Genomic DNA, 14,612 nt, shown 5'->3' with positions numbered 1-14,612 from the left:
TGCGAAGTCTGCATCGAAAAATTTCTGTTATGAGCTATATCAGCCGCTTTATGCAGGTGACGTTATTGTACCTCGCTACCGAATCGTAGTAGGAGATAACTATGCCCGTAGCCGAGGACTCAGCGTGAACTATCTTGCCATCGCCGATGTACATCGCCACATGGTATATCGAGGAGTAGCTCGAGCCGCCGTAGAATACGAGGTCGCCGGGCTGTATATTGCTGTACGAAACGCTTGTGCCGTAGCCTGCCTGCGCGGAAGCGAGATGCGGCAGCGAAATGCCTATCTGCGCGTAGGAAAGCATCACAAGTCCCGAGCAATCGGTAGCGCCGAACTGGCTGCCGCCCCATACATATCTGCCGCCCACCATGCTCTTAGCGTAATTTACCACGGTGCTTATCTGCTGATCGCGGTTGCTGGGAGTCGGGTCAGGCTCCGGCTCTGGTTCAGGCTCGGGCGCGGGAGTAGTAGTCTTTGGCGTAGTGGTTTTAGGCGCTTCTGTCTGAGTAGGCTCGGTCTTTTTCGGTTCTTCAGTAGCCTTTGTAGTATCGGGCTTGCTGTCGTCGTCCTTAGTAGTCTTATCGGGCTTAGAGGGATCCTTCTTTGTGCTCTCACCCTTGCTCGAATCGTCCTTAGAGTCTTTATTATCTTCAGGAGCGGCGGCGGTGGTAGTAGTGGTGGTCTTAGCCGCCTCAGATACCTTATTATACTCTGCCGAGAGCTGGTCAGCCTGCGACCGGTAAGCCGAAAGGTCGCCGCTCAGCGCCTCGATAGAATCGCCGTATTCCTTCTGCATATCCAGCAGCTCTTTCTGCTGTTTTGCAAGGTCAGCCTGCTTGCTGGCGTAATCTGCGCTCTTTTCTTTCAGCGCAGCGCTCTGCTCGTCAAGTTCAGCCTTATACTTTTCTATCTTCGCTTTCTGCTCAAGCAGATCGTCTATCACTTCGTTATCGTGCGCCGCAACGCGCTTCACAAGCTCTACGCGCATAAGCACATCGTAGAAATTATCAGCGTTTATCAGCACTTCCGAGTAAGAGTCGTTGCCCGCGATATACATTGCGCGCAGACGCTCCTTAAATTCATCTATACCTACCGCTATATCGTCCTCCGCCTGCTCTAGCTGATACTGGGTATCGCGCATATCTGAGTCGAGCTGCGCCATTTCGTCCTCCAGCTTAGCCGTGCGGTCGTTCAGCTTAGTGATCTTTTTTTCGATGGTCTTTGCCTTTTCGTTTACAGCCTCCAGCTTTTTCTTCTGTCCGCTGATGTCGCTGCCCGCGTCGGCGATTTTTTTATCCAGCTCAGCCTTTTTGCTTTCGAGGTCTGAGAGCTGCTTATCGTAGTCCTCGCCATCGTCCGCCGAGCCGCTTATCACCGCCGAATTCTTCAGCGGCTGTTCATTTATACCTACCCCGCCGAATATCGTCAGCGAGATAACAGCTGCTGCGGCTACTGCCGCAAATCTTTTCATTAGTGACTTTATGTACATTTTAATTGCTCCGTTTTAATATCAATAATCCCCAAATTCTGCCAACTATAACTTATTATTTTCTCCTGTATGGTGTTACTGATTTGTAATACATTATAATTCCTTTTTTCCAATTTGTCAATACTTTGCCCGCTCATTTGTGCACTTTGTACACCCAAGATTTACGGTTTTTATAATTTGCTGTACGTTTTTTTGTGCACATTAACGGTCACATATTGCCGAAACGCGGCATTTTAGCGCAAAAAAGAGAGCGGTACTGCGCCGCTCTCTGTAATTATCCATATTTTAGTTAAGAATTGACGTATTCCACAAAACGCAGGAAAGCCGCTCTGCCGTTTTCATCGCGCTTGTAAACGCCCGCGTGCTCCAGCACCTTTGCGAATACCGCGCCCACTTCGTCCTGTATAACGGCTTCGACATTCTCCGCGGTCACTTCGCGGCGGCTGAGGAAATCCTCCGCCCAGTCGGCGTGCTTTTCCAGTACGGGGTCTGCGCGCAGGTCAGCGCCCGCCTTTATCGCTTCGGCAAGCTGCTGCATCTCGCCTTTCAGACGGCTGGGCAGCACCGCAAGACCCATTACCTCTATCAGACCGATGTTCTCCTTTTTAATATGGTGCAGCTCGGCGTGTGGGTGGTAAACGCCCAGCGGGTGCTCGGGGGTGGTGATGTTGTTGCGCAGCACCAGATCAAGCTCGTAGCTGCCGTCGCGCATACGCGCTATCGGGGTTATCGTGTTGTGCGGTTCGCCGTCGGTCTGCGCGAAGATGAACGCGCTCTCGTCGGTGTAGCCGCGCCACGCTGTAAGTATCTTGTCGGCAAGGTCGGCTAAGCGCTCGGGGTCGCCGCCGCTGATACGGATAACGGACATCGGCCACTTAACTATGCCTGCCTTCACGTCGTCGAAGCCCTTGAAGCTAATGGGCGTTTCAACGGGTGCTTTCTCCATCGCGAATCTGTATCTGCCGCCCTGAAAATGCTCGTGCGCGAGGATAGACCCGCCAACTATCGGCAGGTCGGCGTTTGAGCCTACGAAGTAATGCGGGAACTGGCGGATAAAGTCGAAAAGCTTACGGAAAGCCTGCTTGTCGATCACCATCGGCGTGTGCTTTTTATTGAAAACTATGCAGTGTTCGTTGTAGTAAACGTATGGCGAATACTGAAAGCCCCACGGTTCGCCGAGAATATCTATCGCAGTTATGCGGTGGTTCTGGCGTGCGGGATAATTGACTCTGCCCGCGTAGCCCTCGCACTCGCGGCAAAGCTGACACTTAGGGTAGCCTGCCTGCGGAGCGTTTTTTGCGGCGGCGATGGCTTTCGGGTCTTTCTCAGGCTTGGAAAGATTTATCGTTATATCCAGTTCGCCGTAATCGGTAGCGGTCTTCCAGCGCATATCGCGGGCTATGCGGTAGCGGCGGATATAGTCGGTATCGCAGCTGAAACGGTAGAAATTATCAGTAGCCTTTTCGGGCGACTCGGCGTAATCAGCGCGGAATTTTTCATTGACGTAAGACGGGCGCGGCGTTAGCAGACCCATCAGCTTTGTATCAAAAAGGTCGCGGTAAACCACGCTGTTTTCGCAAAGACCCTTTTCGCAGGCGTAGTCAAGCAGCTCGCGAAGAGTTTCCTCTAGGTCAACTTCGGCGTACTCCTCTTGAGGCTCTTCATAAGAATCCAGCGCCAGCGCCTCGAGCAGGCGGTTGGTCGCGTAGACCTTATCGAGCGGCGAGATCAGCCCTTTTTCCAGAGCGTATGTAACCAGTTTTTTTATGCTTTGATATATCATGGTATCCCTCCTGTAACGGATAGCCGTATTTGCATTGTAGTGCACGGTATTAACTTTAATATTATACCATATTTTTTAACGTTTTTCAACCATTCGGACAAATTTCGCTCGCATTTTTAATTGTCCCGATTTTGATACATCAAACATGATATAATATAGACATAGCAAAGAGAAAACAACGCGAGCCGCGCAAAACAGTGCGGCGTATAAGGGAGGAAATGTCATGAAAATTTACAATTCGTACAAATCGGACGCATCGAGCGAGCCTGCGAAAAAGACCGCGGGCGGGGTAAACGGCGCAGCGGCGGCGGTGCTGATAGCGCTGTTCGCGGCGGCTATCGTTTTCGGGCTGGCGGCTTTTCGGCAGATGGGCAGCGGCAGCGAGGGCGCAGCGCTTGCCTGCACAGGCGCGGGGGTAGCGCTCATAGTCGCGGCGGACGAGCTTATCCACAGCAGATTTTTCGGCTGCGAAAAGCGCGACGAAGAGGACGTTTTCGACGATATTTTCGGCGACATCTTCTAACCATTCAATAAGCCTTCCACATAATCCCTTTTTAAATACAGCGGGCTAAAGCCCAAAATCACCCCGTATCGTGCGGCAAAATGCGCGGTGCGGGGTGATTTTTTATGTTCAAATTTTAGCCGTTGTGTATCTTTTTAAGCCGGTCACACCACACAATACACAATTGTGCCAACAGTTCCGCAACGCGATTTGTTCAGATTTGACTCATGCCTCGTTTTGTGGTATAATTTATAAAAACGTATGTTAGGAGAATTTTTTATGATAAGGCATATTTTATTCTGGAATTTTACAGAAAAGGTCAAAACCGAGCACAGCGAGAAGCAGTCGCTCGAGTTTTTACAGCGCTCGGTCGCGACGATGAACGGGCATATCGAGGGGCTTATCCACGCCGAGATCGGGGCAAACACTGCGGGCGGCTACGACCTCGTTTTCTACTCGGAGTTCACCGACGCGCAGGCGCTTGCCGCGTTTAGAGATCACCCACTGCACGTCGCCCACCGCGAGCGCTGCGCCGACATCGTTACCGACAGGCTTTGCGGCGACGTTGCTGCCGACTAGACCACCCAACCGCAAAACAAAAACCGCTGTCCGTACCAAACCGAACAGCGGTTTTTTTATGCAATTTAGTTTATCACAAAACCTTCGGCGCAGGTCTTTAGCTGAGCCAGCGCAGCTTCATCGCAGCAGTTGCCCTGAATGTAGATGTAATTCCCGCCGCCAAGTGAATAGTAAGCGCGCAGGGTGTAAAACGTGCCGTTTGAGCCGTCGAGCCTTTCGGTTACGATGCGCGCTTCCGCTCCGCCGACCGCCGCGTCTGAAACCTCAAGCAGCTCCGCCGTATCGTACGGCGTGCCCTCGGCTTTCAGCTCTTCCGCCTGCGAATTTGTGCTGTCAACGTAGTCGCGGCGCGCCTGAACGAGGTCGTCAAGCGTTTTCTGCGTGTTCCAAAGCTGTACCGCCATGTTCGTGTTGTCCGAAATTATAGTTTCCATCAGCGGTCGGAACTGCACCGCGTCGTCATCGAAAGAGGGCTGAAGCTCGGCTTCGTACTCGTTATACTCCGCGCCATCGGGCAGCGGCAGGCTGAAGCCAAACTCCTCATTGGTATAAACATTGCCCGCCTGCGCATCTTCCTCCGCCTGAGAATCTTCCGCTTCGTCGGCGCTTTCCGTGCTCTCATCTGCCGCGCTTTCGGTATCTTCAACGCTTTCCATATTCTCCTCAGCGGCGCTTTCTTCGGTATCGTCCGCCGCGCTTTCCTCGGCGTTGTCTACTATTTCAGCCAGCGAAGATCCCGCGCCCGAACCTTCATCCGCGGGCAGATCTTCGATATATCCGCAGCCCGCCGCCGTCATCATCGCAAGCGCCGCGCACAATGCGGCTATCTTTTTAATAGTATCCTTTCTCATTTTTTCTCCTTTCGTCTTAGCAGTTTTCTCCTTTAGGTTTGCTGAAAATCCCTGTCGAATGTTATCACCGTGTAGTAATTCTTATCTTCTTTTTCCAACTCTGTATCTATGTAGAACTTCAGTTGCTCGTCGGTATAGCGGCAATCGAAAGGTACTACCAGATCAAAGATGACGTTAGTATGCGTTTCGCCGCTCACGAGCCTGAAATCGTGGATATGCAGACGCTCGTCAAGCTGCTTTATCACCCCGCGCACCATATCTTTACAGGCGTTTACCTGCTCGTTGTCAACGTCTATCGGGTCCATGTGTATCGTCATGCGCACGTTCAGCTCGCTAAAGATCCGCCGCTCGATACAGTCTACAAGGTCGTGTATCTGCGAAAAATCTTCGTCGCTGCGCACCTCGGCGTGCAGCGAGCCGAGCTTGTTGCCGGGGCCGTAATCATGTATCACCATATCGTGCAGGCCGATTATCCGCTCGTCCTCAAGCACCAGCGCGCGTATTTTCTCGCAAAGCTCGGGGTCGGCGGGCTTGCCGATAAGCAGGTCTACCGTGCCGCGAACTATCTCGAAGCCCGAAGCGAGCACGAAGAGCGACACCGCCGCGCCCATTATACCGTCCATCGGCAGCGGCGTTACTGCGGAAAGTATCAAGCCCGCCGCCGCTGCCGAGGTCGCGAGCACGTCGCTGCGGCTGTCCTTAGCCGTCGCCAGCATCACCGAGCTGTTTATCCGCCTGCCCAGTTTTGTATTAAAAACGCTCATCCAAAGTTTCACGCCTATCGAGATCGCCAATGAAATGAGTATCGGCAGGCTAAACACCGTATCGGCGGGGTGGATGATCTTCATCACCGAGCTTTTCATAAGCTCCAGTCCCACCGCGAGTATCACAACGGCTATCGTCAGCGAGGTCAGGTACTCCATTCTGCCGTGACCGAACGGGTGGTCTTTATCGGCAGGCTTCGCCGCCATTTTGTAGCCGAAAAGCGTCATAACGCAGCTGGCGCAGTCGGAAAGATTGTTGAAAGCGTCTGAGATGACCGATATTGAATGTGAAAACGTGCCGATAATGTATTTCAGCACAAAAAGAGCGATATTGCAGGCGATGCCCACCCCGCCCGAAAGCGTGCCGTAGCGCTCGCGGACTTTAGCGTCGGTAACGTCGCCGCTGTTTTTCACAAAGCGCTTTACTAAAAAATCTGTCATTATGTTCACCTTAAACCCGTGCCGCGCAGGTTCAAGCTTCCTGCACGGCACGAGGTGATTGTTATTGAATTGTCAAGCGTTAACTTACACGTTGATCTCTGCGGTATCATCGGAAACGCCGTTTTCGTCGAGCACCGGCTTTACGCACTCAGCTATGAACTCTTCTACCTGCTGAGGGCATCTGCCGATGAAGTTTTCGGGCTTCATTATAGCGTCCATTTCTTTCTTGGTTATCATGAACATCGGGTCGGCGAGAATAAGGTCGCAGAGGTTGTTGTCAAGACCCTCGCGCTTTACGTTCGCGCCCGCTACCATAGAGTATTCGCGTATCTTCTCGTGAAGCTCCTGACGGTTTCCGCCCTTCTTTACAGCGTCCATCATGATATTTTCGGTAGCCATAAAGGGCAGCTCTGCCATTACTCTGCGGCGGATTATCTTATCGTATACTACCAGACCGTTTTCGGGGTCGGTGACGTTGAGCATGATATTCAGTATAGAGTCAACGCCGAGGAACGCCTCAGCTACGGAGATACGCTTGTTTGCAGAGTCATCGAGGGTGCGCTCGAACCACTGAGTACCTGCGGTGAATGCGGGGTTGAGCACATCGCACATAACGTATCTCGCCAGCGCGCAGATACGCTCGTCGCGCATAGGATTGCGCTTGTAAGCCATAGCGGAAGAACCGATCTGGTTCTTTTCAAAAGGCTCTTCAATCTCCTTGAAGGACTGGAGTATTCTTATATCGTTGGCAAATTTCATAGCCGACTGAGCTATGCCCGCGAGTACCGAGCAAACGTTGTAATCCACCTTGCGCGAGTAGGTCTGACCCGAAACGGGTACTACTGCGTCAAAGCCCATCTCATCAGCTATCAGCTTTTCCAGCTTCTTCACCTTATCGGTATCGCCCTCAAAAAGCTCCATGAAGGAAGCCTGCGTGCCGGTAGTGCCCTTAGAGCCGAGCAGTTTCAGCTTCGAGATCTGGAAATCGAGGTTCTCAAGGTCGGTGAGCAGTTCGTTGCACCAAAGTGTAGCGCGCTTGCCTACTGTGGTAAGCTGTGCGGGCTGGAGGTGGGTGTAAGCGAGGCAGGGCATAGCCTTGTACTTATCGGCAAATTCAGCGAGCTGCGAGATCACCTTTACCAGCTTTCTCTTTACCACCTGCATAGCGTCGCGCATGATGATAACGTCGGTATTGTCGCCAACGTAGCAGGAAGTAGCGCCGAGGTGGATTATTCCCGCCGCCTTAGGGCAAACCTTGCCGTAGGTGTAAACGTGCGCCATAACGTCGTGGCGAACTACCTTTTCGCGCGCGGCGGCTACCTCGTAGTCGATATTATCAACATTAGCCTCAAGCTCATCTACCTGCTCCTGAGTTACTGGCAGGCCAAGCTGCATCTCAGCTCTTGCAAGCGCCACCCAAAGCTTTCTCCAGGTAGTGAATTTCTTATCCGCCGAGAAAATATACTGCATTTCCTTGCTGGCGTAGCGGGTGCAGAAAGGGCTTTCGTAAGAATTTGTCATAATGAAAAACCATCCTTTACATATTCTGTTATTTTGATATTCTCTTGTCAATTTTTATAGATACAGCGCATTTCCCGCGCCGTCAGATTACATTATAACACATTTTGCTGCGCATTGCAATACCCCCGCCCCAATTTCACTCAGCGTTCACGCGCTTTTCAGCATGGCGTTTCCATAGCGGCGCGAAGCTTTTGCAGAGCTTTTTTCTCTATCCGCGAAACGTAAGAGCGCGAGATACCGAGCAGTTTCGCCGTTTCGCGCTGAGTGAGCGGCGGACTTTTGCCCAGTCCGTAGCGCATCACAACTATCTCGCGTTCGCGCTGTTCAAGTTCGGTGCGCAGGCAGTTTTCAAGCCGCGCAAGGTCGCTCCTCAGCCCGCATTTATCCTCCACCGGCATCTCGTCGTCCGCGATAATATCCATCAGCGTAAGGCAGTTGCCGTTTTTATCGGTATCGACAGGCTCGTCGAAATGCACCTCAGCGGAGAGTTTTTTTGCCGAGCGGAAGTGCATCAGAATTTCGTTTTCCACACATCGAGAACCATACGTCGCGAACCGACAGCCTTTAGTATGGTCGAAAGTGCCGACCGCCTTTATCAGTCCGATAGTACCGATGGAGATAAGGTCGTCGCTCTCGCCGGGCGGGCAGCCGTATTTTTTGACGATATGCGCGACCAGCCGCAGGTTATGGCTGATGAGTTTTTCGCGCGCGGCGGGGTCACCCTGCGACATTTTTTCAAAACATTCGCGCTCCTCCTTAGCCGAAAGCGGTTTCGGAAACTTGCCGCCGCCCTCGAAATGCAGTGCGAAGAGCAAAAATCTCTGCGAAAAAAGCTGTATCAGCAGCTTGATCATGACGATACACCTCTCTTAATACCATTATAAAGGAAGCATATGCCGCAGTGCAGGAATTTATGCCATCATGACATCAATTCGCGTAAAGCTGCCTCGTCCACCTCGCTGCCGACATCGAGCGAATTCTCGCGCAGCAGTCTATCGGCAATACGCAGCCATTTTTTTCCGTCTGCGCCGTCCACAAGCACGCTGCACATGAGTTCGCCGCCCTCAGGAACGCCCTCGCAGCCGTAGTCCTCTTCAGTTATTTCTTTTATTATGTAGGTCATGTTATCACCGCCTTTGTGATATTTGCAAATCAATAACGACGGCATGGTGATGCGTCACTATACCGTCGTCATAAACTAATTCAGATTTTGCAGGAGTTTTAAAGACTCACTCCCCCAAAAACTTCTCCATAAGCGTGTGTCCTTCGCTGATGAAAAGTCCCGTTTCTGCCGCGGTCTTTTCGCTCCAGCCGTCTACGCCCTCTACTTCGCCCTGCTTGTGGTAGATCAGGAAGGGTATGGGGTCGTTGGTGTGCGTTCTCAGCGAAAGCGGGGTCGGGTGGTCGGGGCATACAAGAACCTTGTAATCATCGTACTGCTCCAGCGCCGCAACTACGGGGGTGAGTATCTTCTCGTCGATAAGCTCTATCGCGCGCTTCTTGTTCTCGATCTCGTGGCGGTGACCGCACTCGTCGGGAGCTTCAACGTGGATATATACAAAATCCTGACCGTTGGCAAGCTCGTCGATGCACGCCTGCGCCTTGCCCTCGAAATTCGTGTCGATGTAGCCCGTAGCGCCCTCTACCTCAACAACGTTCATTCCGCTGAATTTGCCGATGCCCTTCAGCAGGTCTACCGCCGAGATTATCGAGCCTTTCAGTCCATACTTTTCGGTGAACGGCATGAGCGACTTGCGCACACCCTCGCCCCAGAACCACATAGAGTTTGCAGGACGCTTGCCTTTAGCCTCGCGCGCCTTGTTTACAGGGTGGTCTTTCAGCAGATCGTAGCTTTTTACCATCATATCGTAAAGCTTGGCGGCGTTGGGGTGGCTGGGGATATATTCCTTTATCGGCTTGCCAGTGATGTCGTGCGGCGGGGTAAGTGTGCCGACGTCGAGCGTGCCCTGATTCCAAATAAGGCAATGGCGGTAGCTTACGCCGGCGTAAAGCTGGAACTCTTCGGAATTGAAATGCTGAGCCAAAAACTCTATCAGTATGCGCGCTTCCTCGGTGGAAATATCGTCGGCGCAGTAATCCAGAATGGTCTTGTCCTCGTAATTTTCCTCATCGGAGAGGGTAACGAGATTGCAGCGGAAAGAAACATCGGTCGGCTTCATATCAATGCCGATAGACCCTGCCTCCAGCGGAGAGCGGCCTGAGTAGTAGATAGCGGGGTCGTAGCCGAGTATCGAGAGGTTAGCGACGTCCGAGCCGGGTTTCAGCCCATCAGCAACGCTCTTTACCAGACCAACGGTAGCTTTTTTAGCCAGCTTATCCATAGTAGGCTTATAAGCGGCCTCCATAGGGCTTTTTCCGCCCAGCTCTTCAACGGGGTAATCAGCCATACCGTCGCAGAGCATTACAACATATTTTGTCATAAGTATCTTCCTTTCAAAAGCATTATAAAAAACTTCATAAACATTATAACACAATTTCGACAAGATTTCAATACCTGTTAAAGAATTTTGACGATTGGGGTATGTAGGAAAGTACAAGGAGAGGAGAAGAGCATATAAAAGAGCTGACTGATTTCAGAACGATCAGTCAGCTCTTCATTTATTTTATCGGTATGAGTTGGAAGATCACTCCCACTCCTCAAGTCGCCCTCTTAGCTAAACATTTTTGCTTAGAGGATTTGAACTGTGGTATCTCAATTATACATTTTGTTCTGTATTGTACTTGACTGCTGATGCTCCGTTATCAATTTGTTATCGCCTTGATAACACACCGTGCGACTTATGGAGACGATGTGTGCCTGGTGGCTTGCTCCTTATTTGGTATTATAGCGCAGGTTGGGGAGGTTGTCAAGGGGTTTCATTTCATTTTTCTAGGGCAAAAAAGACTACAGATATAATAATAGAAAGTAGTAAATCAATTACAAATAAGATGCATTCTTTTTTGCAGTTGCTATCTTTCTTTATTCTTTCGTTAGACTTTACGTCGCCATGAGATATATTAAAAATATGTATTTGCATGACCTCTCCAAGACGGTTAAAGATGTGTTTTCCAAACAATCGACTTACATATTTAATTGCACAAAAAAGTGGTAATGAAAATAACATTAAAAGCCAAAATGCTGTTATATTATTAGCTGAAAATGAGAATACGCCAGTTAATTTAGTAAGAAGAGCAATCGTTGAACAGATCAGCAATATCGTGCTTATTTCGGCAATATTAGCTATCTTTGACTTGTTTAGATATAAGAATTGAAGAAATCTCCCCTTTTCATGAACTGCACTTTCGCATAAATCATTCCATTTGGCAGCAATATTTACTAGTTCTTCCGCTAAAGTATTGTTAATAAAATCAACTTTGCAAATCATCGTACTTCCTTGTATATCAATGTCGTGTGATTCATCAAAGCCTCCACTTAATAATACTTTGAACATATCACTGGGTTGTGGAGAGGAAGCAATTCTTATATTTACGGTATGTCGTTGCGGAATTTCGTAACCATCTACTCTGATAAAAAAATCCCATTGTATAAAAACAGATTTTGTAGAGGAATTAACTGCCTGGAAATCATAGCCCTCAAACTCTTGCCATGATTTGAAATGTAGGATTTGTTTGTTAAGAAAGGCAATATCTACAGTAATTGTTATAGCATCAACATTATGTGTTTCAAGTTTATCACACATCATTTTATTGAGTTGTTTAAGATTGACAATATCTACTTTTATCTCTTTGTTAAATAATTTGCATATGCTATCATTTTTTCCATGAAGCAAAGATAAAAGTGCACTAATATTTGTTGTACTTAATTCAGAAATAGTATAATCTTCTTTTTTTATCAATCCATTTTTCATAAATTTTACTCCCCACATTTTCATTGAAGTCAGCACAGAAATTCTAATACCACATTAATTAAAATCACCGAAATAAACGCCTCAATTACATTATACCATATTTTTCGCTTAGTTTCAAGAGCTTACAAAAAACATGTTTAAATCTGCCCCGACTTCTTCAAATTACAATCCCTGCAAAGCATCTGCAAGTTTTCCGGAACCGTTTTCCCGCCTGCGTGCCAGGGCGTGATGTGATCGGCATGCATTCTGTCGAGTTCAAAATGTTTCTGACAAATCGGACAGATTCCATTTTGTTTGGCATAAGCAGTAGCTTTCTGATTATCGGTAAATGCTCTGATGCTGAGAACTTTTTCTTTTCCGCTTAAAAGATACTCATAAATCCCTTTTTTAGAGGTTACATCATCATCTGCCATAAGTTCGGTTATTCTTTTCTCTAACATATCTGGGTTATAGGAATTATTTCCAAACACATTATAAAACAATCCCCATTCAAGCCCTTTCATTTCCTTTCGATATTCCGGGAAGAGTGTATTCACCCATGAAATAACGTTCTGGAAATAAAGCCATAATGCAGTGCCGTCTGAATCATGCTGATGTTCTGACATATATTCTTCAATGCTCTTATTTTCTTTTGAAGCGATCCACTTGATTGCCTTTTCAAGATAATCCTGACGGATCATTTCACCGCTGAGATATTTATTTCCGATCTTATATGCAGGACAACCATTCTTGGAAAAATATTTTTTGACATCTGTCAGCCATGGACCAGTATAAATCGCATTTCTCAGTTCCTGATCAGCAAGTTTTACACCTGCAATATTTATCGTCTTGAACCACTCCAGCTTTTCAAGATCATTTCCTTTGCATATGTAGATCATAAGCTTGTAATCCAGAATACGTCCTCTTTCAGTATTGGTGAGGTTATGAAAAGTTCTGTTATTGATTGAAAAATCTCCGCTGCAATACTGACAAATGCTGATCGTTCTTTGCTGTCCGTCAAGCAGTTCATAGTTTCCATTATCATCTTCGCACCAATACATTACATTCAAAGGAAAACCTTTTGTCACAGTATCGATGACGGCATTGCGTTCTTTTTCCTTATAAACAAACTCTCGCTGAAAGGCTGGTCTGACGTTAAGTTTTCCACCAAATGCAATAACTCCGTTATCTGCACTATCTTTGTACCCATCGAATATTTCTCTGATCGTATGTTCTTCAAGTCTGATTTCCATTATTTTTCCTTCTTTCTAATCAAAATTCTTGCATATTTGGGCTTGCCATTAATTGCACTATCTGCATCTTTTATTAAGTATGTATTTTTATTTTTTTGCTTATCGAACAATGCATATTCTCTTGCATCTAAAATTTCAAACTGTTCAGGATTATACTTATCAAGAAAAGTAATAGGAACTCCCATTGCACCGTCATAGTTGTAAGGTATTTCTGCTGTTTTATTGACATTTATAGCATTATAATTATCATAAGAAGGATATTCCTCTTCTGAATAGCTTTTATAAAGGATTAAATCCTCATGTCTTTTGCTGTGGTCAAGATTTGTATACCAACAAATATTTCCAAAACTTCTCCATTTTTGCCCACTCTCATCAACCCAAAACCGTGTTTCTCTCGCTTCATATGACTCCGGAACTGTAAATGCCATATCTCCGCACTTAAAGCCTAACCACAACCTATTTTCTTTGATTAGTGGGAAAACCTCCTTATATGTAATTGCGTTCTGATTTCCAATAATAATAAATTTTTTATCATACTCCATAAGCTGTGCAACGTATTCTCTGAAAAGGGAAAATGGGGGATTTGTCACAACAATATCAGCTTCTTTCAAATATTCAACACATTCAGCAGAACGAAAATCGCCGTCCCCCTTTAATATTTTCGGCTTATTCTTCTTTAAAATCAACTCAAAATCAGTCAGATCAACTGCACCATCGCCATTTTCATCTGTAACTTCAGAAATTTCAATGACATATGGTTTCTTTCCGCTGTAAGCAACGGAAATTACTTCTTCCTCGCCAAAAAATGTAAGCTGCGTATACATCACGGGAGAAGTCGTATAACAAGTTGCAATAAGCTTTTTCAATCCGAGAGCATTAAAATTCATTGCAAAATACTTCACGAAATTGCTCTCATAAGGGTCATCACAATTGCAGAAAACAATCTTATCCTTGAAATGTTCCTTATAATGCCTTAATTCGTTCTCTATATCGACTAACTGAGTATAAAACTCATCTTTCTTTGCATTTTTCGCAGCAGAAAGATTTTCATTTTTGTTTGCCATTTTACTATGCCTTTCGATTTGATTATATATCATGTTTTTTATTTCAAGCTTGATTATATATCAAGTAGTATACCATAAAATCGCATATTTATCAAGTGGTTTGGGGTATAATTTGAGTATACTACAAATTCTTGAGGTGCAAAATGGATGAAGTGTACGATTTCGGAGTAATTCTTCAAAAATTACGAAAAGAAAAAGGGTTTACGCAAGAGCAGCTTGCCCGTCTGATTCATAAAGAAAGTTCAATCATAAGCCGATATGAAAAAGGGTTGCAAAATCCAACCTTTGAAACGGTAAAAGAATTCGCCGCTATTTTTAACGTTTCAATGGATTATCTTGCAGGAATGGAAAAGCATTCAAATATTTCCACTTTTGGTATGAACCCAGAACAGATCGCTATTACTAAAAATCTTATTGAAGCTTTCAGAAAGAAGAACATATCAACGTTCCAAAAAATGAGTGCAGAACATTACCAGATTATAGGAAAGATTGCGGTAGAGTTATCAAAATAAAGCCG

The 14,612-nt window shown here is 47.1% G+C and carries 14 protein-coding genes; 3 read left to right on the top strand and 11 right to left on the bottom strand.

Features of this window, described 5'->3' with window-relative positions; translation table 11 throughout:
* Positions 1-34: 34 nt before the first annotated feature.
* Complete coding sequence (locus tag LI114_RS05440; protein ID WP_227219793.1) at positions 35-1,489, bottom strand: C40 family peptidase; 1,455 nt, start codon at positions 1,487-1,489, stop codon at positions 35-37.
* Positions 1,490-1,778: 289 nt separating this feature from the next.
* Positions 1,779-3,272 carry a UDP-glucose--hexose-1-phosphate uridylyltransferase gene (gene galT, locus LI114_RS05435; protein ID WP_227219792.1) on the bottom strand — a complete coding sequence of 498 codons (1,494 nt, stop codon included), beginning with the start codon at positions 3,270-3,272 and terminating at the stop codon, positions 1,779-1,781.
* Between the two features lie 223 nt (positions 3,273-3,495).
* On the opposite strand from galT, the gene LI114_RS05430 reads away from it, so the two are divergent.
* Positions 3,496-3,795 carry a hypothetical protein gene (locus LI114_RS05430; RefSeq protein WP_022127987.1) on the top strand — a complete coding sequence of 100 codons (300 nt, stop codon included), beginning with the start codon at positions 3,496-3,498 and terminating at the stop codon, positions 3,793-3,795.
* A gap of 258 nt (positions 3,796-4,053) precedes the next feature.
* Entirely contained in the window at positions 4,054-4,353 is a 300-nt protein-coding gene (locus tag LI114_RS05425) for a Dabb family protein (protein ID WP_227219791.1), read from the top strand.
* 65 nt (positions 4,354-4,418) lie between these two features.
* Here the strand turns inward: LI114_RS05425 and LI114_RS05420 are convergent, their stop codons facing one another.
* The 9 genes from LI114_RS05420 to LI114_RS05380 form a co-directional block, all read right to left on the bottom strand.
* Positions 4,419-5,204 carry a hypothetical protein gene (locus LI114_RS05420; protein WP_227219790.1) on the bottom strand — a complete coding sequence of 262 codons (786 nt, stop codon included), beginning with the start codon at positions 5,202-5,204 and terminating at the stop codon, positions 4,419-4,421.
* 32 nt (positions 5,205-5,236) lie between these two features.
* Entirely contained in the window at positions 5,237-6,409 is a 1,173-nt protein-coding gene (locus tag LI114_RS05415; protein WP_227219789.1) for a cation diffusion facilitator family transporter, read from the bottom strand.
* Positions 6,410-6,493: 84 nt separating this feature from the next.
* Positions 6,494-7,930, bottom strand: coding sequence for an adenylosuccinate lyase (gene purB, locus LI114_RS05410; protein ID WP_227219788.1), 1,437 nt, complete (start codon positions 7,928-7,930; stop codon positions 6,494-6,496).
* 158 nt (positions 7,931-8,088) lie between these two features.
* Complete coding sequence (sigK, locus tag LI114_RS05405; RefSeq protein WP_227219787.1) at positions 8,089-8,784, bottom strand: RNA polymerase sporulation sigma factor SigK; 696 nt, start codon at positions 8,782-8,784, stop codon at positions 8,089-8,091.
* Between the two features lie 65 nt (positions 8,785-8,849).
* Positions 8,850-9,053, bottom strand: a complete 204-nt coding sequence (locus tag LI114_RS05400; protein WP_227219786.1) for a hypothetical protein — start codon at positions 9,051-9,053, stop codon at positions 8,850-8,852.
* 106 nt (positions 9,054-9,159) lie between these two features.
* Positions 9,160-10,371, bottom strand: a complete 1,212-nt coding sequence (locus LI114_RS05395) for a cofactor-independent phosphoglycerate mutase (protein ID WP_022127994.1) — start codon at positions 10,369-10,371, stop codon at positions 9,160-9,162.
* A gap of 441 nt (positions 10,372-10,812) precedes the next feature.
* On the bottom strand, positions 10,813-11,799 hold the full coding sequence (locus tag LI114_RS05390) for a hypothetical protein (RefSeq protein WP_227219785.1): 987 nt from the start codon (positions 11,797-11,799) through the stop codon (positions 10,813-10,815).
* Between the two features lie 137 nt (positions 11,800-11,936).
* Positions 11,937-13,031, bottom strand: a complete 1,095-nt coding sequence (locus LI114_RS05385; protein ID WP_227219784.1) for an HNH endonuclease family protein — start codon at positions 13,029-13,031, stop codon at positions 11,937-11,939.
* Positions 13,031-14,095, bottom strand: coding sequence for an adenine-specific methyltransferase EcoRI family protein (locus LI114_RS05380; protein WP_227219783.1), 1,065 nt, complete (start codon positions 14,093-14,095; stop codon positions 13,031-13,033). Before LI114_RS05380 ends, LI114_RS05385 begins: the two co-directional genes overlap by 1 nt.
* A 143-nt stretch (positions 14,096-14,238) precedes the next feature.
* On the opposite strand from LI114_RS05380, the gene LI114_RS05375 reads away from it, so the two are divergent.
* Positions 14,239-14,607 carry a helix-turn-helix domain-containing protein gene (locus LI114_RS05375; protein ID WP_227219782.1) on the top strand — a complete coding sequence of 123 codons (369 nt, stop codon included), beginning with the start codon at positions 14,239-14,241 and terminating at the stop codon, positions 14,605-14,607.
* Positions 14,608-14,612 lie beyond the last annotated feature (5 nt).

Source organism: Ruminococcus sp. 210702-SL.1.03 (assembly GCF_020559915.1).
Classification (GTDB): Bacteria; Bacillota; Clostridia; order Oscillospirales; family Ruminococcaceae; genus YE71.
Note: the sequence above shows the minus strand (reverse complement) of the source record. Positions and strands in the feature narration are given on the sequence as shown.